This is a genomic window from Tumebacillus permanentifrigoris (genome assembly GCF_003148565.1).
In the GTDB taxonomy this organism is placed as follows: domain Bacteria; phylum Bacillota; class Bacilli; order Tumebacillales; family Tumebacillaceae; genus Tumebacillus; species Tumebacillus permanentifrigoris.
In genome coordinates this window covers 91,682-114,382 of sequence record NZ_QGGL01000008.1, presented here as the reverse complement: position 1 = coordinate 114,382, position 22,701 = coordinate 91,682, and the positions used below count along the sequence as shown (strand labels likewise).

Here is a 22,701-nt window from a genome sequence, read left to right as displayed (position 1 = left end):
ATGTAGTCGTTTTTTTAGTTTTGGAGCAAGGACTTGCCGGTCATCTCGACAGGTTGCTGCACGCCGAGCAGTTGCAGGACTGTCGGGGCGAGATCGGCAAGCACGCCGCCTTCACGGAGTTCGACGCCCTGTTGGGTGATGATGAACGGAACCGGGTTGGTGGTGTGCGTGGTACACGCCTCACCCGTCGGCATGATCATCATGTCTGCATTGCCGTGGTCAGCGGTGATCAGCGCAACGCCGCCGACAGAGAGAATTTTCTCCACGATTTGGCCGAGGCATTCATCGACGACTTCCACCGCCTTGATCGTGGCTTCCAGAGAGCCGGTGTGACCGACCATGTCCGGGTTCGCGAAGTTCAGGACGATGAAGTCTAGATGTCCCTCGTCCAGTTTCGCCAGACAAGCTTCGGTGATGCCGTGGGCGCTCATCTCCGGCTGCAAGTCGTACGTCGCGACTCTTGGCGACGGGATCAGCACGCGCTCCTCCCCTTCAAATTCCGCCTCACGACCCCCAGAGAAAAAGTAGGTGACATGCGGGAATTTTTCGGTCTCCGCGATGCGCAGTTGCTTCATGTTGTTCTGGGTCAGCACTTCGCCCAACGTATTGTCAAGGTTGGTCGGTTTGTAGGCGACGAATCCGCCGACCGACTCGGAGAAGCGGGTGAGCGTAACGTAGTACAGGTCACGCGGGAACTTCGGGCCACGGTCGAAGCCACGGAAGTCTTCGTTGGTGAAGACTTGCGAGATCTGGATCGCACGGTCCGGGCGGAAGTTGAACATGATCACGCCATCGTTGTCCTTCATCAGCCCAACCGGGGTTCCATCCTCGTGCGTGATGACGGTCGGCAGGACGAATTCGTCCATGACGGAGGCATGGTAGGAGTCTTTTAGCGCTTGGATTGGATCGGTTGAGGTCGGGCCGTCACCGTAGACCATCGCACGGTAGGCTTTCTCCGTGCGCTCCCATCGCTTGTCGCGGTCCATCGCGTAGTAGCGGCCTTGGACGGTGGCGATCTGGCCGACGCTGAGTTCCTGCATTTTCGCTTGGAGGCGCTCGATGTAGGAGGTTGCCGTACCTGGGATCACGTCGCGTCCATCGAGGAAGGCGTGGACGTAGACGTTTTGGAAGTTCTGGCTGTGGCACAGTTCCAGCAGCGCGATCAAGTGGTTGATGTGCGCATGCACACCGCCGTCTGAGACGAGGCCGTAGAGGTGCAGGTTGGTGCCTTTTTCCTTGCAGTGGTTGATCGCGTTGAGGAAGGTTTCGTTTTGGAAAAAATCTCCCTCGCGGATCGATTTGGAGACGCGGGTCAGCTCTTGGTAGACGACGCGGCCGGCACCGATGTTGGTGTGACCGACTTCAGAGTTGCCCATCTGCCCTTCCGGCAGGCCGACCGCTTCGCCTGATGCTTGCAGGTGGGTGGTCGGGTAGGTGTTCCAGTAGCGGTCAAAAACAGGCTTCTTCGCCAGATACACGGCGTTGCCGGTGGTCTCCTGACGACAGCCGAAGCCGTCGAGGATGATCAGCGCGACCGGTTTAGGATGTGCCATAGAGGGTACCTCCTTTGGTAGATACACGAACTGCGTTCGCTTGCAGGTTTTTTAGTGAAAAGACCTCTTTTTAAGAGATTCTTTGACAGAGCCTCTTTACAGTGCCTCTTTTACGAGTTTTGAGAAGGAGCCTGGGTCGAGGGAAGCACCGCCGACGAGCGCCCCGTCAATGTCGGATTGGGACATCAGTTCTGCGATGTTGTCCGGTTTGACAGAGCCGCCGTATTGGATGCGGATCTGGTCTGCTGCTGCCTTGCCGTACAGGTCGGACAGGACCGTCCGGATGTGCGCGCAGACTGCATTGGCGTCCTGTGCAGTTGCGGTCATCCCGGTGCCGATCGCCCAGATCGGTTCATAGGCCACGACGCAACGGGTCACGTCCTCCACCGAAACCGCGCTGAACGCAGCCCGAACTTGCGACTCAACCAAGGTGTTGGTCACGCCTTGGTTCCGTTGATCGAGGTCTTCACCGACACAGACGATCGGCAACAGGCCGTGCTTGAGCGCTTGCTGCGTCTTCGCATTGACCGACTCGTCCGTTTCGCCAAAGTACTGACGGCGCTCGGAGTGGCCGATGATCACGTAGTTCGCCCCTGCGTCCTTCAACATGATCGCTGAGGATTCCCCCGTGTAGGCCCCCTCCTCCGCTTGGTGTACGTTTTGCGCACCCAGCTTGATACGGGAACCCTCCAATTGGTTGTGGAGCGGGTACAGCGACGTTGCAGGTGCGCAGATGACAACATCTGCAGCTTCTACACCTTGAATTTCTGCGAGCAGCCCTTCGAGATGTTCAACATAGGACAGCGCTTGGCTGACCGTCTTGAACATTTTCCAGTTGCCTGCGAGGATCGGTTTACGCATCGGGAAGTTCCTCCTCTATTTGTCCTTCAGTGCGACAACGCCCGGCAATGCTTTGCCTTCGAGGAATTCGAGGGACGCGCCGCCACCGGTGGAGACGTGAGTCATTTTTTCCGCCAATCCAGCCTTCTCAACCGCTGCGACCGAATCGCCGCCACCGACGATCGTCGTACCTTGACACTTGGCAACCGATTCCGCTACGGAATTGGTGCCTTTTGCAAAGGCTTCCATCTCGAACACGCCCATCGGGCCGTTCCAGATCACGGTGTTGGAGCGAGCGATGACCAGTCCGAAGGTTTTCATCGACTTCGGCCCGATATCGAGCGCCATCCAGCCCTCCGGCACGCCTTCCGTTTCCGCATCAACTACTTTGGTTTCCGCATCTGCCTTGAAGGCGGACGCCGCGACGAGGTCCTCTGGCAGGAAGATCATCACGCCTTCCTTCTCCGCACGGTCGAGCAGTTCCTTGGCAAGCGGTAGTTTGTCTTCCTCGACCAACGAATTGCCGAGGTTGTAACCCATCGCTTTCAGGAACGTGTTCGCCATGCCGCCACCGATGATCAGTTGGTCGACTTTGGCGAGCAGGTTTTCCAGCACGGTGATCTTGTCCGAGACTTTCGCGCCGCCGATGATCGCCGTGAACGGGCGGTTCGGGTCTTCCAGCGCGCGGCCCATGATGTCGATCTCCTTCTCCATCAGGAACCCAGCAACCGCCGGGAGGTAGTCTGCGATGCCAGCGGTAGACGCGTGTGCCCGATGCGCTGTGCCGAATGCATCATTGACAAAAACGTCGGCGAGCGACGCGAACGCTTTTGCCAGTTCCGGGTCGTTTTTCTCCTCGCCTTTGTGGAAACGGACGTTTTCCAGCAGGAGCACATCACCGTCTGCGAGCAGCGAGACGCGTTCTTGTACGGCCGGACCGATGGAATCGGCCGCTTTTTCCACGGGCTTGCCCAACAGTTCGGAGAGGCGTTTCGCGACAGGATCGAGGCTGTACTTCGCATTGACTTCACCCTTCGGACGACCGAAGTGCGAGGCGAGGATCACGCGGGCTCCGTTGTCGATCAGAAACCGAATCGTCGGCAAGGCTGCGACGATCCGGGTGTCGTCGGTGATCGTCTCGCCGTCGAGCGGCACATTGAAATCACAGCGTACCAAGACGCGCTGGCCACGCACGTCAATGTCTTTGACCGTTTGTTTGTTCATTTGGCGTACCTCCGGTATGTATGAGGATGACTTCCGATCATAGCAAATGAGGAGAATGAACCGAAATCCCATCCTCCTCATCATGCGTACTCGTTATGATTTTACCAAATGTTGCTTCCGAGGGAAACCAAATTCGGTCAATCTGTCATACTTTTTCAGTTGTACAGGCAATTATGTTATACTTACAGACCTTTTTCCTTCATGTACAGGCAGAGGTCGACGACGCGGTTCGAGTAGCCCCACTCGTTGTCATACCAGGAGACGACTTTGACCATCGTGCCATCGATAACCATCGTGGATAGCGCGTCGATCGTCGAGGAATTCGGGTTGCCGTTGTAGTCGATGGAGACCAGCGGCAGGTCGGAGTAGCCGAGGATGCCTTGGAGGTCACCGTTGGCTGCTTCTTGGAGCATTGCGTTGACTTCCTCAGCGGTGGTTGCTTTTTCGACTTCAACGTTCAGGTCGACGACGGAGACGTTCGGAGTCGGGACGCGCATCGCGAAACCGTTCAGCTTGCCTTTCAGTTCCGGCAGTACCAGCGAGACGGCCTTGGCCGCACCGGTCGAGGTCGGGATGATCGACATCGCAGCTGCACGGGAACGGCGCAGGTCTTTGTGCGGCAGGTCGAGGATCATCTGGTCGTTGGTGTACGAGTGAACCGTGGTCATCAGGCCATGCTTGATGCCCAGTTTCTCGTTGAGGATCTTCGCAAACGGTGCCAGACAGTTGGTCGTACAGGACGCGTTGGAGATGATGTGGTGGTTCGCCGGATCGTATTTGTCTTCGTTGACGCCCATGACCACGGTGAGGTCTTCGTTGGATGCCGGTGCGGAGATGATGACTTTTTTCGCGCCGCCTTCAATGTGAGCTTTGGCCTTGCCTGCATCGGTGAAGCGACCGGTAGATTCGACGACGATGTCGACTCCGAGTTGGCCCCACGGAAGTTGAGCCGGGTCTCTCTCAGCGAGCACTTGGATCGCTTTGCCGTTGACGATCAGGGTGTTGCCTTCTGCTACCACTTCGCCTTCGAAGATGCCGTGAATGGAATCGTACTGGAGCATGTGCGCGAGGGTTGCTGCGTCGGTCAGGTCGTTGACCGCCACGATTTCGACACCTTCACGGCCGAAAGCTGCGCGGAACACGTTACGGCCGATACGGCCAAATCCATTGATACCAATTTTGATCGTCATATGAAAATCTCCTCCTTGGTTCTCCTATCGATTCGGTTCTTCTCGTCTGTTTTCTAATATGGCATCTGCCACTGCCTCGTCTGTGACCAAGACGTTGATCGGACAGCCGTGGGCAACGGCAGAGATTGCTTCCGCCTTGGACTTGCCACCAGCGACGGCGACGATGCGCTCGATGTGCTTGAGGTCACTGAGCCTCAACCCCACCGTATTCATCGCGTGTACGATGTTGCCGCTACGGTCAAAATAATACCCGAACGCTTCTGCGATCGCGCCCTGTCCGGCTAGTTGATCGATTTTGGCTTCTGGCAGATTGCGCCGTCTGGCCATAGGAATAGCTTGCCCGATCCCATGAACGACCATCCGAGCACGTCGGATGCGCTGTAGCGTCTCTTGCACATGCGGCTCTGAGATGAACGACTGCAAAGCCTCGTCGCTCATCAGGTCTGGCGCGTGCAACAGCCGGTACGTCCCGCCAAGTTGTGCGGCGAGCCGGGATGCGATCGTGTTCGCTTGAAACTCCATGTTCTCGCCGATGCCACCTCGGGCTGGAGCGACTTCGATGCCGAGTTGCGTCTTGGGCATCTGCTCCGCGAGCGTGGCAACGGTGGTGCCACCGGTGACCGCGAGGATGTCTCCTGCACGCAGGATGCTGCGCACATAATCGGCGGCGGCGTGGCCGAGCGCCTTTTTCACCAAGGGGTCAAGGTCGGCGTCACCCGGTACGATACAGACTTTCTGCAGGCCGAGGAAGTCCGCCAGACGGCGTTCCTTTTTGCCGAGGCCTTCGATCTCGTGAATCACGTCGGCCAGCTCATCGAGGAGCGTCTTGCCCGCGTCGGTGAGATGCATGCCGACCGTTTCGATCGTCAGCAGGCCCTGTTCCTTGAGGAAGTCCACTTCGGCGCGCAGGATTCGTTCCGTTGTCTGAAGCTGCTGGGCCAGAGCGCGTCGTCCGATCGGTTGTGTGAGAAACAGATGATGCAGGATGCGGTAGCGCTTCTTCATCATCGTCAGAAGATCAGGCACTAGTTGTTGTTGAAGCGCCAGCAGTTCGTTTTGCAACTGGGAAGTCCTCCCTTCGTGGGTCACGCAATGTCCCGCATATGCATATTATGTCCCACTTGCTCCGAAAAAAGTGCAGACATTCCGTCTGCTCAAGTTCATCATATCCAACTCTTGGAGAGAACGCAACCCTTACATCATGAATTGGAGGTATTCTTATTCTTCATAGCGCTTGCGTTGCGAGGAGGACGGCAAGCCTTCTTCCTCTCGGTATTTGGCTACGGTGCGGCGGGCGATCTCGATGCCTTGCGCCTGTAGCAAGTCTGTAAGTTTTTGGTCGCTGAGCGGCTTTTTGGGGTCTTCCGCTTGGATCAGACGACGAATTTCCGCCTTGAGGCTTTCGGCGGAGGCACCATCGCCAGACGAGGTTTGGACACCGGAGTTGAAAAAGTATTTGAGTTCAAAAACGCCGCGCGGCGTCTGCGCGTATTTGCCGGTCGTCGCCCGCGAAATCGTCGATTCGTGCAGGCCGACCTGTTCGGCCACTTGGCGCAGGGTAAGCGGTTTCATCGCAGAAACGCCTACATCAAAAAAGCCACGTTGCATCTCCACGATCTTGCTCGTGACGTTGTAGATCGTCTGGCGGCGCTGTTCGAGCGATTTCAACAGCCAGAGCGCTCCGCTGAGTTTGCCGTTGATGTACTCGCGAGTTTCCTTGTGCGAGGGGTCGTTGGTGTTCAGCATGTTGCGGTAAAAATCGTTGATGTGCAACTTGGGATACGCCCGGTCATTGACGACAACCACATAGTCCTGCCCGACCTTCTCCACGTTCACATCGGGGATGATGTAATGCGGAATCTCCGTGGAAAACAGGCGGCCCGGTTTGGGGTCGAGGGTTTTGATCAAATCGACCATGCGCTGGACATCCGCAGGAGAGACACCCAGTGAGGAGGCGACGCGAGTGATGCGACCTTGGGCGACTTCCTCTAGATAGTGGTCGATCAGCGGGTAGATTTCGCGAGGGATCTTGACCTGTCGCGCCCGGTCGTTCTCCAGTTCCGCAAGTTGCAAGCGCAGGCATTCGCTGAGGTCTCGTGCTCCGACGCCGGTCGGTTCGAAGGTTTGGATTGTTTTCAAAACCGCTTCGGCGGCTTCGAGATGGACACGTAGCGTCATCGCGCACTCGGGCAAACTCATCGTCAGGTAACCGTTGTCATCGATGTTCCCGATCAGATAGCGCCCGATGCGCAGATCCTCTGGGGAGAGTTTTTGCAGACGCAATTGGTCTTGCAGGTGTTCGTGCAGTGACTTGCTCTGGGAGACGTTGGCGGTGGGATCGTAGTCCTCGCCTGCTGTCACGGGCGCGGTGTTACGAACACCTGACGAATCGCGTTGCATCCGCGCGAGTTCCGACCAGTCGATGCGCGGGTCGGACTCAATCACCGGGTTGACGGCGAGTTCGCCTTCTAGGAATTCCAGCAGTTCCAGCGATGAAAATTGCAACACCGTGATCGCTTGGCGCAACTCAGGCGTCATCACCAAACGCTGCGACTGTTCCTGCCACAAACCGTACCCCATCTGCATCGCTCGTGTCCCCCCTTTTTCCGAAAAAGCATCATTACCGTATAGTGTAGCAGAACGGCAGACGTTTGGCGACGCGCTTAGGCGTAGAGGACGTGGACGTCGCCGCTCGGATCGAGCAAGGCGTAGCGAACGTCGCGCAGATCGTAAATTTGCAGTTGGGAGAGCGTTTCGCGCAGCCACGGCTCGGTGACGCCCGCCTTCATCAAGTTGTCGTAGATCATCTTGCCCTGTTGGATCAGCGGGACGGGTTTCTCCAGATGTGTGCCCATGCGGCCGACCTCCTTTTTTGGATGCTCGTCTGTACAGCATGTGCTTGTGGGGAGGAAAACATTCATAGGCATAGAAACAAGGGGATGCCGCATAGTCTGTGAGAGCAAGTGAATTTTTTGTATAGGGGGAGACTGCCTTGCGGATTGGATTCATTGGAACCGGGAGTATGGGAAGCATGTTGATCCGCGCATTTGTCACATCGACGCTTTCCTCGGAAATCCAGGTAGTCGCCTGCAACCGCAGCCCGGAAAAGTTGGCACAGCTCCAGACTCGGTACCCGCACTTGCAAGTCTGCGCCACTGCGGAAGAAACCGTGTCGGCGTCTGACGTCGTCTTTTTGTGTGTAAAACCGGGCGATGCACCCGATGTGATAAACCGCGTCCTGCCGTATCTGCGTGATGACCACACGTTCATCTCGATCAACTCGGCCATTTTGTTGGAGGAGATGGAAGCGATCCTCCCCTGCCGTGTACACAAAGTGATTCCGTCGATCACACAGGTGGCGCTGGCTGGTGTTTCCTTGGTGATGCATGGATCGCGCACGACGCATCGGGAGCGGCATGATCTGGAATCGTTGTTGGGTGCGATCTCGAAGCCGACTGTGGTCGAGGAAGCGGACTTGCGGGTATGTTCCGACTTGAGTTCGTGTGGCCCGGCGTTTTTGGCGACGTTGTTGCAGGAATTTGCGATGGCGGCGGTGCGTCAGGGCGGGATTCCACGCGACTTGGCGGATACGCTGGTCAAGGACATGACGTCGGGACTCGGCAAGTTGCTGACAGAGGAAGGGTTTGAGTTTGGCGATGTCATCCGCAGGGTGGCGGTTCCGGGCGGGATCACGGCGGAGGGGATCAAAGTGCTCCAGCCGTCGATGTCGGGGATTTTTGACCAGCTGTTGGTGACGACGAGGTCGAAAGCGCACAGTCATGGGAAAAAAGTGGCGGAAGCGGCGGTGAAGGTGGAGATCTCGGAGTTTGAGGACTGATACTTACGGTCGCGGATGGAAAAAAGCGCAATGCCGCCGGGGGCGGGGTTGCGCTTTTTTGGTGGGAAATAGGAGGTCTAGATATTTCCTTGCGGTTTAGCAGGCTTCGGTAACTTTTTGTAGGCTTCTTCCTCTGTGGCAATCTCGTCAGCTAGTTGAGTGGGGTCGATCGCTTCCTTTTCATTGTGTAGTTGCTTGTCCTCTGGATGTTTTGGATCGTGGGCGAATTTGCCTTGTAGCATTCCTGTGAGGACGTAGTAGCTCTCTTGTGGGACGGCGACATCACGATGGTCTTGGCACAGAAAGAGAACGACCTCTTCTCCTGGCGTAAAGTCTGGATAGCCTTCAGAAACCCACGTCGTATTGCCGACCTTTCCTTTTTCAATGCGCACGGCGATGTCTTTCGCGTAAGGCTCACCTTTGAAGGTTTTGCCCACATGGACGACTACATCTGTTTGGATGACGTTTCGTACATCTTGACCGCGCTCCCCGTTGGGATTGCTCCACGCACTCGGGAGAAGTTCTTTTACTTTTCCGTGTATGATTACGTCCGATTCGCCTACTAGTTCCGTTTTGGATTTGGCCGCGATAACGCCTTTGACCACGATTGTATTAGGTTGGGATGTTTGAACTTCAGGTACAGGAGCAGATGTAGTTGTGATTGCTGTGTTCGAAGACATCGAGTAGTAACCAAAAACCCCTATGCAAATAGATGCACCGAAGAGGATAGCGGTGGCCTTTTTCATATATAGATGCTCCCCCTATTTGTAGAGGAACAGGATGCCGTTTTTATCATCTTGTTCAATCGTTCGCTTTTTAGTCTCGCCCATCTGACTGCTACTGTACATGGTAGCCTCTGTGTCGGTGGTATGTTCTAATCCTAGCAGATGGCCTATCTCATGGGTGATGTTACCCCCAATATCATAGTTTCCGCTCGAACCATCGTTGGCGAATGGGTATGAGACATTGATATCGAGATCCGCCTCTACAATTTTATTGGTCGTGGAATTGACCAAGGTCGAAGTGATCATCAAATAATTGGGTGTGCCACGAAATCCGCGAGTGATGTCGTTCGAATTGTTTTGCACAGGGGAATTAGTCAATGAATGTTCGAAAGAACTTTGGTAGACCAAGTTACCTGCACCTGCATTATTCCATTGAGAACAAGCCGTGCTGATTGCTTGCTTCGTTTCAGCTGAGAATCCATTATAAGCATGGACATAAGCAGGTACTGGGCTATACCCTCTGGAGTTAAGCGACCAGGCATGGGCAGCTCCAACGCCAAGCGATGTGCCCATTATGATTGTTAAAATGCCCATCCCCCATTTTTTAACTTGCATCTCGCCGCCTCCTTACTAACTTTTAATAACTAGAATTTTTATATCATAAAACAGTTAGACACTCAAGTTGAATTTTCGTATTTGCACTTAAAGAGCATATACGAAAGGTGATGGACATTTAGATGACGCAAAAAAAACCTCAACGATTCTCATGAGGTTTTTTCCTTGTGCTGTGCTTGTACATTTGTGGCCAAGTGTTCTATTGAGAAAAGACGCCAAATTCTAGAGGCATTAAAAAAGGATGTCCTCTTGAGACCTACGATGTTTCCGTGAGGTGTTCAATGGTGCTACTTGTTGCGATTGCTGTATGCCCAGTGATTTGTCGGGCCGTGACCAGTACCGAGGCCGAGGGTGTCGCGGATCGCGCAGGTGATGAATTCTTTGGCGATGGCGACGGCTTCGCGGATCGGTGTGCCTTTGGCGAGTTCGGCGGTGATTGCCGCCGAGAAGGTGCAACCGGTGCCGTGTGTATGCTTGGTTTCGTGGCGCGGGGAGACGAATTGTTCGAAGGTCTGACCATCAAAGAGGATGTCGAGTGCATCGCCACCTTCGAGGTGCCCACCTTTTACCACGACATACTTCGCGCCAAAGTTATGGATACGGCGGGCAGCTTCCTTCATATCCTGTATCGTCTTCACTTCGCGGTTGGTGAGAACTTCCGCCTCTGGGAGGTTGGGTGTGACGACGGTGGCAAGTGGAAGCAGCCATTCAATCATGGCTTGCTGAGAGTCGTTTTCGAGGAGCTTCGCCCCGCCCTTCGCGACCATGACGGGATCGACGACGAGGTTGGGGATGTTGTGTTGCTTGATTTTTCGAGCGACCGTTTCGATGATCGGGACTTGGGAAAGCATGCCGGTTTTGACGGCGTCGATGCCAAGGTCGGTGGCGACAGCGTCTATTTGTTGTTCAATGGCTTCAAGCGGCAGGTTGTAAATGCCGTGGACGCCCAGTGTATTTTGCGCCGTGATGGCGGTCAATGCGCTCATGCCATACGCACCGAGCACGGTAAAGGTTTTGAGATCGGCCTGAATCCCGGCTCCTCCGCCGGAATCACTGCCTGCTATGGTCAACGCACGAGCGATTGTTCGAGGCTCTGCCATGTTGGTTCCCCCTCTAGGTGAATTGCTAGAGTTATTGTAACAGAATCTGGGGAGTTGCAAAATGGCAAGAGTTCGTGTAGTATAGCAAGTGTTCTCGTTTGAGGGCACACACAACTGGATACAGCGCATGCACCCGTTGTCCAACGGATAGGACGCAGCCCTCCGAAGGCTGAGGTCGGGGTTCGATTCCCTGCGGGTGCGCCAAAGGTAAAAGACTTCCACACTAGGTGGAAGTCTTTTTTTACAAGCAGGTCATTAAGCATCTTGTTCCAAACTTTCCAGTGCTTGATCCCAAAGTCTTGCCTTTTCCAAATACCAAAAGGAATGCAACGCATCTACAAATTGGTCATTGGCGGTTTCACAATTTCTCGATCCCTTCAGTTCGAATTTTACATCTGTATTATTCATTATCGAAATTTTCAAATTTATGCAGTTTTAAGTTCCACTGATAAAAAAAGACCCTCGAAAACATTGAGGGTCTTTTTCTACCATTAAGGCTACTCTACTCCCGACCGCTCACCTGCGACACGATCTCATACGAATGCAACCGCTTCGCATGGTCAAAAATCTGCGCATTCACGATGATCTCATCCGCTTGCGTCTGGTCCAGAAACGCTTGCATCTTCATCCGCACCGTCTCCGGGCTTCCGATGATCGTGCTGCTTTGGCGCTCTTCCAACGCCGCTTTTTCAGCATCGGTCCATAGCCCCTCCATACTTTCCACCGGGGGGTTCAACTGACCAGGACGTCCGCGGATCAGGCCCAAGAATTGTTGTTGCATCGAGGTCGCTAACCAATGCGCTTCCTCATCGGTCTCCGCTGCGATGACATTGACCCCAACCATCGCATAGGGCGCCTCCAGAACTTCGGAAGGCTGGAAATAATGACGATAGGTCGCCAACGCCGGCAACGTGAAGTTCGGTGAGAAGTGACTTGCAAATCCAAATGGCAACCCCAACTGACCCGCCATCCGCGCACTGAAGTCACTCGATCCCAACAGCCAGATCGGGATGTTCAACCCTTCACCGGGAACGGCTCGCACCCGACGGGTATTCGGTTCCTCTGCGGGTTCCAGAAAAGCTCGCAACTCCGCCACTGATTCCGGAAAATCCTCGCCATATCGTTCCGGCCCTCGACGCAAGGCTTGGGCGGTGACCTGATCGGTGCCCGGTGCACGTCCCAGCCCGAGGTCGATCCGGCCCGGATACAGCGATTCCAAGGTGCCGAACTGTTCAGCGATGACCAACGGCGCATGGTTCGGCAACATGATGCCGCCTGAACCCACGCGGATCGTCGATGTCCCGCCCGCGATGTACCCGATGACGACAGATGTCGCTGAACTCGCGATCCCCGTCATGTTGTGATGCTCGGCAAGCCAATATCGATTGAAGCCCCATCGCTCGGCATGACGCGCCAGATCCAAACTGTTGCGCAGCGCAACGGCTGGCGTGCTGCCCACAACGATCGGAGCTAGGTCTAAGACTGAAATCGGTATGTCACGAAGACGCTTGGTTGTAGACATTGGTGTGCTCCTCCTTTGGTTCCACTCCCCTCTAGTTTGGACTTTCGAGAGGTAGAAAAATGTGAAGATCATCACAAAAAAACCAGCGAACCGTTCTCGCTGGTTTTTCGCTTGGGTAGAGCAATGCCGTCGCGTCGCGAAAAAACCCCTCTACTAGCATCCAGTAGAGGGGTTATCCTTATCGCTTCAAGCCTTCCCCTGCATAGGAGACTAGCGGGGAGATCTCCCCGGCTTCTTCCGCTGCTCGCCCTGCCTTGTGCATCCATTCACGGTGCAGGTTGAGCACCAACGCTCTGGCCGTCTCCGGGCTGTCTGCGCCGGTCGCGTTTTTCAGCGGAGCGAACTCCTCCTCGCGCTTCGCCATCACGACGCTCATGTTGTCGGCAAAGGGGAAGGTGTCAAAGAAAAACAGCTCGTACTTGTAGGCATCCACTTTCCCGTGTACGGTCTGGATGGTTTTTCTCGCCACTTGGTAAGGGAGGCTCGCCTCAGACATCTCTTCCACGAAATCGAGGCGGAAGAGGTGGATTGAGATGTTCGCATTGCGGTACATCAAGGCACCGCTCTCGTCGCGAGCGTTTTTCAGGGAATCGGGCAACTCGGTGTACTCGATGACGGCGGGACGTCCGTTTTTCAGGCCGAGCACGCCGACTTTTTCCTCCGGGTTGGTGCGCTCGATGACTTTGCTGGCTACCGGATGGTTGAAATGGCTCGCGAAGCCGACAAAGTCTGGATCGGCCGGTTTGATCAGTGCGTTGTCTACATTGTAATAGAACAGCCACTCGACACCGCGCTTTTTCAGATCGGCCAACCCACCTGCTCGACGCAAGGCAGAGAAGCAACCGCCGTTGCCGTTGGGTACCATGCAGACGGTGGATGGGGTTTTCAACAACACTTTGCCATCCAAGTCCACAGCTGGGATCACGTCCTGTTGGAAGAACGTCAACTCGCTCTCCGGGTACCCGAAAAACGCATGCTGCTCAAAAAACGCCACCGTGTCCTCGTGGTTATCCGGGCTCGTCATGATGTACCACGGGATCGTCGTGCCTGCGCGCTGGGAGAGGTTCAGCAGGCGTTCCGCTTGCAATTGGAACAGCGATTTGTGTGAAGGGAGCCCGATGTCAAAGGTGCCCTTCGGACCTTCGTGGCCCAAACGACTGCCTTGTCCACCGGCGACCACCAAGACGCCGACTTTGCCTGCGCGCAGGAGTTCCATGCCTTGCTTGTGGAAGTCCTCGCGTTGTGCGTCCGTGTACTCCTCCCAACGGTTCGCTTGCAAAGGCTCCAAGGAGAGGCTTTTTTGTTCGTTGTGCATGTTCTGGTAGATCGTGGCGAGCGCTTCGAAATCGATGCCCTCGATCTGTTTTGTCAACGCCGCTTGTTCCGTGGCGGTGAGTGTGTCGTAAAATTCCACGAGTTGCTGTTGGCCATACTTGTTCAAAACTTCCTGCATCCGTTACATCTCCTTCTCTCTCGACTCTTAGTGCCAGTATATATCAAAAACAGTGAGGGCTAGTAGCAAGAGCAACCCGAGCAACATCGTCCAGAGATCCGCGAGACGCAGTTTCAGGTGCATGCTGGACGTTCGGCGGTTGCCGAAACTGCCGTAGCCTCGCGCTTCCATCGCCATCGAGAGGTCTTCGCCAAGTTGCAAGACGGAGAGCAGGAGCGGGATGACCAGCACGGGAATGTCTCGCACGCGCAATCCGCCAAGTGCAGCGTTGGAACGTCCTCGTGCGCGAGTGATCCGGGAGAATCGCTGCAGTTCGCGCAGGATCACCGGGATGAAACGCAACATGAGCGAGACGGCGAGTGCGAAGGCTTCCACAGGTAGTCTCAGCCGCGTCAGTGGAGCGAGGGCTTGTTCGAGCGCTCGTTTCATCCGCAGTTGGCCCGTCGTGGCGGAGAGCAGGACGCCGAGGATCAGGACGAGCAGAACTTGATAGACCTGTGCAAATGTATAGGCGGCCGATTCTAGGTTGAATCCGATTCCCCCGCTGAATTGAAGTCCTGAGAGCAGAACGGAGAAGATCAGGAAGTAGAGAAAGGGCTTCGTGACGCGCAGCAGTTCCGGATACGAGGCTTGCGAGACGAGCAGGACGGCGAGTGTTAGCAACGTTCCGATGAACAAGCCAAGCCATGTGGACTGCATGAGCAGACCGATGGACAATGCGACATAAAACACCCACTTGCCACGCGGGTCGAGCCGGTAGATCAAGGGTGCGGGGGCAGGTTCGGCGGGAGGCGTAGAGTCCTGCGGATAGTTATCTGGCCCACTTTCCACAACTTCCGTTGCATTCGTAGCTTCCACAGCAGAAACTACCCTTCTGACTCCGACCTCCCCACTCACTTCGCGCTGCTCCAACTGCCCCACGATCACATCGGCCAACGCCTCCGCAGACAGCACACCCTGTGGAAGTTCGAACCCTGCCCCGCGCAAACTTGCCGCCGCTTGCAAACTCGCGGGAAGCCCAATTCCCGCTCGCACCAACATCTCCGGCCTCGCACACAGCTCCTCTGGGGTGGTCTGTGCCAGCAATCTCCCGCCGCGCAGGACCAACACCCGATCGGCGATCGGGAAAAACGCATCCAAGTCATGCGTCACAATCACCAACCCACCATCCGTCCGCCGCTCAGCCCAAGACTTGCACCATTCCACCAGACGTTCCGTGCTCTGCGGGTCAAGCCCGGCAGTCGGCTCGTCGAGAAAAAGCCAGCGCGGGTCCACCGCCAACGTCGTCCCGAGCGCCACCCGGCGCTTTTGCCCTCCACTTAGTACCAACGGCGATTGCGGCAAAATCTCCTCAGACAATCCCATCTCCACCAACGCTTGCCGTGTCCGCCGTGCCACTTCCGCACGCGGCAACCGCAACGGTTTCAGCGAATACGCAAACTCCGCCTCCACCGTCCGCGCAAACAACTGCTGCTCCGGCGATTGAAACACCACGCCGATCGAGTTCTGCAACTCCCGGTTCATCCGTTTCCCGTCCCAGAGTTGCACACCCTCGTACTCCACCTGACCCGACGTCGGGCTTTGCAACCCGGTGAGCAAGTCCAACAGCGTGGACTTTCCAGCGCCGGTCTGCCCGATCAGCAGCGTGATGCCACCGCCGATCTCACACGACACCTCCTGCAGGATGCTCTGCAACTGCACCTCACGCACTCGAATCGTCATCGCACCACAGCTCCCAACTGCGCGGGCAAAAGCGGCCGTGTCCGCAACGCGACCCCGCGCCGCTCCAACGCCCGCGCCACCTGTACGACATAAGGAGGCGCGAAACCTAACACCTCACACGGAGTCCTTTTTTCCAAAACAGAATCCTCCGCTCGACTCGCTCCAACGCTGTCACTCGCTCCCTCCACCCCGCCGTCATAGAAAAACGCCTCCGGCGTCCCGTCAAAAACCACCCGGCCCGCCTCCAGCGCCACGACACGCTCCGCATGCGCTACCTCATCCATCCACTGCGTAATCCACAGCACCGTCCGCCCGGCCCGATGCAACGCCTCGGCAACTTGCAAAAGCCGCGCTCGCGATTCTGGATCGAGCATCGACGTCGCTTCATCGAATACCAACGTCTCTGCCTCCATCGCCAAACACCCTGCAACTGCCAGCAGTTGCTTTTGCCCGCCAGAGAGCGTCGTCACTTCCGCGTCCTTTTTAGGAAGCAACCCCACCAGTCCCAACGCCGACTCGACCCGTTTCGGCATCTCCTCCGGCGGCACCGCCAAGTTTTCCAACCCAAAACAGACATCCTCCCACACCGTCTCGCCCACAATCTGTGCATCCGGGTTCTGAAACACCAACTGCACCCGACCATCCGCACGCTCCACCGTCCCCCGCGATACGGGCAACAATCCCGCCAAGACCCGGCCCAACGTGCTCTTGCCACTCCCGTTGCGCCCGACGAGCGAAACCCACTCTCCACGGGCAATCTCCAGATCCAACTCCTGCAAAACGGGATGAATCCCTTCTGCTCCCGTAAACGCGACGGAGACCTCCGCCAACCGCAAGATCGCACCCATCGCCATCCCTCCTCTTTTCACATACCTTCCAATATGGTAGAATCCGATTGTCAATCTTATATCCTATCAAGTTAACATTAGAACGGAGGAACTGCAATGAATTCAAAACTGACCGTGCGCGGCCTGGTCTTTAGCGCGTTGTTTGCGGCACTCATCGTCGTCTTTAGCAATGTGAACATCCATCTCGGCTTCACCCCAGTTCCGATCACGCTTGGCAATATGGTCGTCATGCTCGCGGGCGTCCTGCTCGGTGCAGGCTACGGATTTTTCTCGATGCTGCTCGTGATCCTCTTGACCCTGCTCGGCCTGCCGATGCTCCACGGCACAGGCGGCCTCGCCGTCCTCGCCGGCCCGACTGGCGGCTACGTGATGGTCTACCCGATCTGCGCGATGCTCGTCGGGATGGTGGCTTCCATGATCAAGGGGAACGGTCTCATCTCGGGCCTCTCGCTCGCTGTCGTCGTATTTGTCCTCGGGGCGCTGCCGTGCTACGTCGGGGGTGTCGCGTGGTTGATGCACGTCACGGGCATGACGTTGGAAAAAGCGCTCGTCGCAGGCTGCTACCCGTTCCTGCTCGGAGATGGCATCAAGGCAATCGCCACCGCCTTGATCTGCCTGCCGATCCGCCACCTCTATCCGGTGTCCCGCTTGGTCGGCACCAGCACTTCTAAAGTCGCAAACCTTCGCTAGTTGAGCCAAAAGCCCCGGATCTGCACAGGCAGATCCGGGGCTTTTTTGGACTACGCGCGCTGTCGTTCGTACTGGTCGATCGCGTCCGTATGCTGCAACGTCACGCCGATGTCATCCAGTCCAGCGAGCAGCAGGTGGCGCCGGTAAGGATCGACGGTGAAGGGAATTTCCCAGCCCGCGTCATCGCCAATCACTTGCCGTTGCAGGTCGACGGTGAGCGTCAGGGTGTGCGCAGCGCTTTTGGCAAACAGCTCGTCGACGACGGTCTCGGGCAGCGGGATCGGGAGGATGCCATTTTTGAAACAGTTATTATAGAAGATATCCGCAAAAGAGGGGGCGAGGATCGCACGGAATCCATAGTCAGCGAGCGCCCACGGCGCATGTTCGCGAGAGGACCCACAGCCGAAGTTGTGGCGGGCGAGCAGGATCGTCGCACCTGCGTTGTGCGGCTGGTTCAGTTCAAAGTCTGGATTCAGGCTTCCGTCCGGCTGGAACCTCCAGTCGTAAAAGAGAAACTGTCCAAATCCCGAACGCTCGACACGCTTCAGAAATTGCTTCGGGATGATCGCATCCGTGTCCACATTGACACGGTCAAGGGCGGCGACGCGCCCGGTGTGAGTTACGAACGGTTCCATACATATGCCTCCTCACGGCTGATGTACGCGGCGACATCGACGAAGTGTCCCGCGATGGCTGCCGCAGCAGCAGTCGCCGGAGACACGAGATGTGTACGCGCCCCACGCCCTTGACGACCTTCAAAGTTGCGATTGGATGTGGACGCGCAGCGCTCGCCTTCGGGGATCACATCCGGATTCATCGCGAGACAGGAGCTACACCCCGGTTCCCGCCACTCAAACCCGGCTGAGCGAAAGACTTCATGCAGACCTTCGGCCTCCGCTTGACGCTTGACCGCTTTCGAGCCTGGCACCACCATCGCCCGCACACTCGCCGCGACCTGTCGTCCGCGCACGATCGAGGCGGCGAGGCGGAGATCCTCGATCCGCGAGTTGGTACAAGAACCGATGAAGACATGCTGGACGGCGATCTCCGTGATCGGGGTGCCCGGTTGCAAGCCCATGTAGGCGAGGGCTTGCAATGCACCGCGGCGCTCTGTCTCGCTCTCCAAAAGTTCTGGGTCGGGGACGACGCCGTCCACGCCGACACCTTGGGCCGGATTGGTCCCCCATGTGACTTGTGGGGATAAGTCGGTGATGTCAAAAGCAAGCGTGGAGTCGTACACCGCATCAGGATCGGAGGCGAGGGCTTTCCATCGCTCGACGGCCTGCTCGAACGCCTCGCCTCGTGGTGCGTAGCGACGCCCGCGCAGGTACTCGAACGTCGTCTGGTCAGGCTCGATCAATCCAGCGCGTGCCCCCGCTTCAATCGCCATGTTGCAGACGGTCATCCGCTCCTCCATCGACATCGAACGGATGACCTCTCCTGTAAATTCAAGGACGTAGCCGGAACCGAAATCAACACCATAGCGGGCGATCACACCAAGGATGATGTCCTTCGCCGTCACGCCAGGGCGACGAACGCCGGTGAGATGGACGCGCAGCGTATGCGAGCGTTTTTGCCAGAGGCATTGGGTGGCGAGGACATGCTCGACTTCACTGGTCCCGATGCCAAACGCCAGCGCACCGAACGCACCGTGTGTGGAGGTATGGCTATCTCCGCAGACGATGGTTTTGCCAGGGAGCGTCAACCCCAACTCGGGGCCGATGACGTGGACGATCCCTTGGTCCTCCGATTGCAGGTCGGCCAGCGGAACGCCGAACTCGTTGCAGTTTTGCACCAGCGTTTGGATCTGTTTCGCCGCGATCGGGTCGAGCACGGTGAACGGATCGTCTGTCGGGACGTTGTGATCCATCGTCGCGAATGTATGCTCAGGTCGGCGCACGCTGCGGTTGTGGAGGCGCAGACCTTCAAATGCCTGCGGGGACGTTACTTCATGTACCAGATGCAAGTCGATGTAGAGCAGCGTCGGCTTGCCCGCTTCGTCCACCACGACGTGTTGCTCCCAGATCTTCTCATATAGTGACTTGCCAGCCATGCCGAACACCTCCGCGCAATTGGTCTCGTACTTCTGCTCCGATCTCTCGTGTGCCCCAGACTCGCTCTCCCGGTTGGGCGAGGTCGCCTGTGCGAACTCCTTTTTCCAAAACACAGGCGACGGCGCGCTCCACCGCATCGGCTTCCTCGGGGAGACCGAGTGACGTGCGGAGCATCATCGCGACGGAGAGGTAGGTCGCAAGTGGATTGGCTTTGTTCTGCCCGGCGATGTCAGGAGCTGAGCCGTGTACCGGTTCGTACAGCCCGAGCGTCCCCTCCGCTCCAAGTGAACCGGATGGCAACAAGCCGATCGAGCCTGAGATCATCGCCGCCTCATCGCTCAGGATGTCGCCAAAGAGGTTCTCGGTGACCAGCACATCGAACTGCCGTGGATTGCGGACGAGTTGCATCGCCGCGTTGTCGACGAGCAGATGGGTGAGTTCCACGTCTGGGTATTCTGGCGCGAGACGCTCGGCGGTCTCTCGCCAGACGCGGCTGCTCTCCAGCACGTTGGCTTTGTCCACGGAGGTCAGGTGACCGCGACGCGTGCGGGCAAGTTCAAATCCGAGGCGTAGGATGCGCTCAATCTCCGCTTCGGTATAAAAAAGCGTATCGACCACTTCCAGCCCAGTTGGACCCGTCCGCCGTTCACGCGGTGTGCCGAAGTAGAGACCGCCCGTCAACTCGCGGACGATCAGCAGGTCGACACCCTCCAGCACTTCCGGTTTCAGCGTGGACGCGTCGCGCAGGGCCGGGAAGATCTTCACCGGACGCAGATTGGCGTACAAACTCAAGGCTTTGCGCAGTCCCAACAGTCCCGTTTCCGGGCGCAGGTGTGTAGGGCCGCGATCCCACTTTGGACCCCCGACGGCTCCGAGCAGGACGGCGTCGCTTTTGCCACAGAGTTCAACCGTCTCCGCTGGCAAGGCGGTCCCCTCTTCGTCGATCGCGTGACCGCCAATTTTTCCATAGTCGTAGTGGAAGGTGTGGCCGTACAGTTCGGCCACCACATCTAGCAGGGCCAGAGCTTCTCCGACCACTTCCGGGCCGATTCCATCGCCCGGCAGTACGGCAATTCGCTTGTTCATCGCACGATGCTCCTCTCGACGACGAGGGTATGGAGGTCCGCGTCTGTGATTTCTTTTTGGTGCTCGGTCAGGGCTTTGAAGCATCTGAACAGTTCGTTGAGCTCTGCGTCCTCCAGTTGATAGCCGAGGGCGAGGCACTTTTCGCGGAAGGCGTGGCGGCCTGAATGCTTGCCGAGCACCATGACGTTGGAATCCAACCCGACCAGTTCCGGGCGGATGATCTCATAGGTGGAGGCGTGCTTGAGGACACCATCCTGATGGATGCCCGACTCGTGGGCAAAAGCGTTCGCGCCGACCACCGCTTTGTTCGGCGGGACGACCAAGCCGGTCAAGTGGCTGACCAGACGTGAGGTGGCGACCGTCTGCCGCAAGTCGAGGCGAGTACTCGCCCGCAGCACATCGGAGCGAATCTCCAACGCGACGGCGATCTCCTCCAGCGAGGCATTGCCCGCTCGTTCCCCGATCCCGTTGACCGTGCATTCCACTTGGTCCACACCCGCTTCGATAGCAGCTAGCGTGTTGGCGACGGCGAGCCCGAGGTCGTCGTGACAGTGGGCGGACAGTTTGGCGCGGTGCATGTTCGGCACGCGGTTGCGCAAGTAGCGCAACAAGTCTCCGTACTCCTGCGGAGTGGTGTAGCCGACCGTATCCGGGATGTTCACCACGGTGGCTCCGGCGTCGATCACCGCTTCCACCACTTCGACCAAAAACGCCCAGTCACTGCGCGTCGCATCCTCTGCCGACCACTCGATGTTCGAACACCAAGCAGAGGCATACTTGACCGATGCCACCGCGGTCTCGATCACTTGCTCCGGCGTCATGCGCAGCTTATGCACCATGTGGATCGGTGAGGTGGCGAGGAACAGGTGGATGCGCGGGTTTTCCGCACCTCGCAAGGCATCGCGCACCGCGTCGATGTCTTTTTGGTTCGAGCGGGCCAGAGCGGCGACTGTGCTGTGACGTATGACGTTGCCGATGCGTTGTACCGCTTGAAAATCGCCCGGCGATGAGGCGGGAAATCCCGCTTCCATCACATCGACGCCGAGCCGTTCCAGCTGGAGGGCAATCTCCAGCTTTTCCTCTCCATGCAGGTTCACGCCTGCTGACTGTTCGCCATCTCGCAATGTGGTATCAAATATTTCGATCTGCCTCATCTCGTCTCCACGCCTCCTCTCGCTCATCTGTCTACTTGGCGATCCACGTCATCATCTCGCGCAATTGTGCGCCGACTTGCTCGATCGGGTGTTGGGCCTCCTGCCGCTTGATCGCGTTGTAGGTCGGGCGTCCCGCTTGGTTTTCCAAGATCCACTTTTTCGCAAATTCGCCCTGTTGAATTTCGGTCAGGACTTTTTTCATCTCCCGCTTGGTCTCGTCGGTGACGATGCGCGAACCGGTCATGTAGTCACCGAATTCCGCCGTGTCGGAGATCGAGTAGCGCATGCGGGCGAGACCGCCCTCGTACATCAAATCAACGATCAGTTTCAACTCGTGCAAACACTCGAAGTAGGCGATCTCCGGTGAGTACCCCGCCTCGGTCAGCGTTTCAAATCCAGCCTTCACCAGCGCGGTCGCGCCTCCACAGAGCACCGCTTGCTCCCCGAACAGGTCGGTCTCCGTCTCCTCTTGGAACGATGTTTCAAAAACGCCCGCTCGCGTACAGCCGATGCCTTTGGCATACGCCAGCGCCCGTGACTTTGCGGTGCCTGTCGCGTCTTGGTAGACCGCGAGCAGTCCCGGTACACCACCGCCCTGTTCGTACACGCGGCGCACGAGGTGGCCTGGGCTTTTCGGCGCGATCATCGCGACGTCCACATCTGCTGGCGGCACGATCTGCCCGAAGTGGATGTTGAACCCATGCGAGAACAGCAGCATCTGACCTGCGCGCAGGTGCGGCGCGATCTCCTCGCGGTAGACTTGGGCTTGGCGTTCGTCCGGCATGAGAATCTGCACGACCGCTGCACGCTGGGTGGCTTCTGCCACCGATACGACTTCAAAACCGTCCGCTTCCGCTTGCTTCCACGACGGGCCCGGACGCGCCCCGATCAGCACTTGAACCCCGGAGTCGCGCAAGTTCTGCGCTTGGGCGTGTCCTTGTGATCCATAGCCCACCACCGCTACCGTTTTCCCAGCAAGTTCGTTCAGGTTTGCATCGTTCTCATAGAACAGTTTCATCTCTCATCCACTCCTCTGATTTTCTCTGATTTTCTCTGTTTATCTCTAATTTTCTCTAATTTTCTCTAT

Annotated in this window: 20 protein-coding genes, 1 tRNA gene and 1 pseudogene; 3 read left to right on the top strand and 19 right to left on the bottom strand. The window is 57.1% G+C overall.

From position 1 onward, the window contains the following. Positions 1 to 14 precede the first annotated feature (14 nt). From gpmI to C7459_RS10620, 7 genes are all read right to left on the bottom strand, one after another. Positions 15 to 1,553, bottom strand: a complete 1,539-nt coding sequence (gpmI, locus tag C7459_RS10650) for a 2,3-bisphosphoglycerate-independent phosphoglycerate mutase (protein WP_109689060.1) — start codon at positions 1,551 to 1,553, stop codon at positions 15 to 17. A 96-nt stretch (positions 1,554 to 1,649) separates the two neighbouring features. Beyond that, complete coding sequence (tpiA, locus tag C7459_RS10645) at positions 1,650 to 2,414, bottom strand: triose-phosphate isomerase (RefSeq protein WP_109689058.1); 765 nt, start codon at positions 2,412 to 2,414, stop codon at positions 1,650 to 1,652. A gap of 15 nt (positions 2,415 to 2,429) precedes the next feature. Further along, complete coding sequence (locus C7459_RS10640; protein ID WP_109689056.1) at positions 2,430 to 3,617, bottom strand: phosphoglycerate kinase; 1,188 nt, start codon at positions 3,615 to 3,617, stop codon at positions 2,430 to 2,432. Between the two features lie 182 nt (positions 3,618 to 3,799). Further along, complete coding sequence (gap, locus tag C7459_RS10635) at positions 3,800 to 4,807, bottom strand: type I glyceraldehyde-3-phosphate dehydrogenase (RefSeq protein ID WP_109689054.1); 1,008 nt, start codon at positions 4,805 to 4,807, stop codon at positions 3,800 to 3,802. 24 nt (positions 4,808 to 4,831) lie between these two features. Further along, positions 4,832 to 5,869 (bottom strand): sugar-binding transcriptional regulator, encoded by a 1,038-nt coding sequence (locus C7459_RS10630; protein WP_245884493.1) that lies wholly within the window; start codon positions 5,867 to 5,869, stop codon positions 4,832 to 4,834. Between the two features lie 156 nt (positions 5,870 to 6,025). Continuing rightward, complete coding sequence (gene rpoN / locus C7459_RS10625) at positions 6,026 to 7,393, bottom strand: RNA polymerase factor sigma-54 (protein WP_109689052.1); 1,368 nt, start codon at positions 7,391 to 7,393, stop codon at positions 6,026 to 6,028. 77 nt (positions 7,394 to 7,470) lie between these two features. Next, positions 7,471 to 7,662, bottom strand: coding sequence for a YetF domain-containing protein (locus tag C7459_RS10620; protein ID WP_170119411.1), 192 nt, complete (start codon positions 7,660 to 7,662; stop codon positions 7,471 to 7,473). 137 nt (positions 7,663 to 7,799) lie between these two features. On the opposite strand from C7459_RS10620, the gene comER reads away from it, so the two are divergent. After that, the gene (comER, locus tag C7459_RS10615; protein ID WP_109689048.1) at positions 7,800 to 8,645 is read left to right on the top strand and encodes a late competence protein ComER; all 846 of its coding nucleotides are present in this window, start codon (positions 7,800 to 7,802) and stop codon (positions 8,643 to 8,645) included. Positions 8,646 to 8,722: 77 nt separating this feature from the next. Here the strand turns inward: comER and C7459_RS10610 are convergent, their stop codons facing one another. From C7459_RS10610 to thiD, 3 genes are all read right to left on the bottom strand, one after another. Continuing rightward, positions 8,723 to 9,391, bottom strand: a complete 669-nt coding sequence (locus tag C7459_RS10610; protein WP_109689046.1) for a hypothetical protein — start codon at positions 9,389 to 9,391, stop codon at positions 8,723 to 8,725. Positions 9,392 to 9,406: 15 nt separating this feature from the next. Beyond that, positions 9,407 to 9,985: a matrixin family metalloprotease gene (locus tag C7459_RS10605; RefSeq protein ID WP_109689044.1), complete on the bottom strand. Its 579-nt coding sequence runs from the start codon at positions 9,983 to 9,985 to the stop codon at positions 9,407 to 9,409. A 287-nt stretch (positions 9,986 to 10,272) separates the two neighbouring features. Next, entirely contained in the window at positions 10,273 to 11,085 is an 813-nt protein-coding gene (thiD, locus tag C7459_RS10600; protein ID WP_109689042.1) for a bifunctional hydroxymethylpyrimidine kinase/phosphomethylpyrimidine kinase, read from the bottom strand. A 129-nt stretch (positions 11,086 to 11,214) separates the two neighbouring features. On the opposite strand from thiD, the gene C7459_RS10595 reads away from it, so the two are divergent. Then, positions 11,215 to 11,289, top strand: a tRNA-Arg gene (locus tag C7459_RS10595). Between the two features lie 298 nt (positions 11,290 to 11,587). Here the strand turns inward: C7459_RS10595 and C7459_RS10590 are convergent. The 4 genes from C7459_RS10590 to C7459_RS10575 form a co-directional block, all read right to left on the bottom strand. Then, positions 11,588 to 12,607: an LLM class flavin-dependent oxidoreductase gene (locus C7459_RS10590; RefSeq protein ID WP_109689040.1), complete on the bottom strand. Its 1,020-nt coding sequence runs from the start codon at positions 12,605 to 12,607 to the stop codon at positions 11,588 to 11,590. A 178-nt stretch (positions 12,608 to 12,785) separates the two neighbouring features. Next, positions 12,786 to 14,060, bottom strand: a complete 1,275-nt coding sequence (locus tag C7459_RS10585; protein ID WP_109689038.1) for a UTP--glucose-1-phosphate uridylyltransferase — start codon at positions 14,058 to 14,060, stop codon at positions 12,786 to 12,788. 27 nt (positions 14,061 to 14,087) lie between these two features. Beyond that, on the bottom strand, positions 14,088 to 15,782 hold the full coding sequence (locus tag C7459_RS10580) for an ATP-binding cassette domain-containing protein (RefSeq protein ID WP_109689036.1): 1,695 nt from the start codon (positions 15,780 to 15,782) through the stop codon (positions 14,088 to 14,090). Further along, positions 15,779 to 16,630 (bottom strand): ATP-binding cassette domain-containing protein, encoded by an 852-nt coding sequence (locus C7459_RS10575; RefSeq protein WP_245884491.1) that lies wholly within the window; start codon positions 16,628 to 16,630, stop codon positions 15,779 to 15,781. Before C7459_RS10575 ends, C7459_RS10580 begins: the two co-directional genes overlap by 4 nt. A gap of 96 nt (positions 16,631 to 16,726) precedes the next feature. Here C7459_RS10575 and C7459_RS10570 point away from each other — a divergent pair, with 96 nt between their 5' ends. After that, the gene (locus tag C7459_RS10570) at positions 16,727 to 17,320 is read left to right on the top strand and encodes a biotin transporter BioY (RefSeq protein ID WP_109689033.1); all 594 of its coding nucleotides are present in this window, start codon (positions 16,727 to 16,729) and stop codon (positions 17,318 to 17,320) included. 50 nt (positions 17,321 to 17,370) lie between these two features. Here C7459_RS10570 and leuD read toward each other — a convergent pair whose 3' ends face one another. The 5 genes and pseudogenes from leuD to C7459_RS10545 all read right to left on the bottom strand — a co-directional run bounded on the left by leuD (position 17,371) and on the right by C7459_RS10545 (position 22,632). Beyond that, entirely contained in the window at positions 17,371 to 17,955 is a 585-nt protein-coding gene (leuD, locus tag C7459_RS10565; RefSeq protein WP_109689031.1) for a 3-isopropylmalate dehydratase small subunit, read from the bottom strand. Further along, positions 17,940 to 19,373, bottom strand: coding sequence for a 3-isopropylmalate dehydratase large subunit (gene leuC / locus C7459_RS10560; protein ID WP_109689029.1), 1,434 nt, complete (start codon positions 19,371 to 19,373; stop codon positions 17,940 to 17,942). The genes leuD and leuC overlap by 16 nt, the downstream gene beginning before the upstream one ends. Then, on the bottom strand, positions 19,351 to 20,460 hold the full coding sequence (gene leuB, locus C7459_RS10555; RefSeq protein ID WP_109689027.1) for a 3-isopropylmalate dehydrogenase: 1,110 nt from the start codon (positions 20,458 to 20,460) through the stop codon (positions 19,351 to 19,353). The genes leuC and leuB overlap by 23 nt, the downstream gene beginning before the upstream one ends. A 14-nt stretch (positions 20,461 to 20,474) precedes the next feature. Then, positions 20,475 to 21,614, bottom strand: a pseudogene (locus C7459_RS10550) (2-isopropylmalate synthase); the annotation flags it as partial. A gap of 31 nt (positions 21,615 to 21,645) precedes the next feature. Beyond that, positions 21,646 to 22,632 (bottom strand): ketol-acid reductoisomerase, encoded by a 987-nt coding sequence (locus C7459_RS10545; protein ID WP_109689024.1) that lies wholly within the window; start codon positions 22,630 to 22,632, stop codon positions 21,646 to 21,648. Positions 22,633 to 22,701 lie beyond the last annotated feature (69 nt).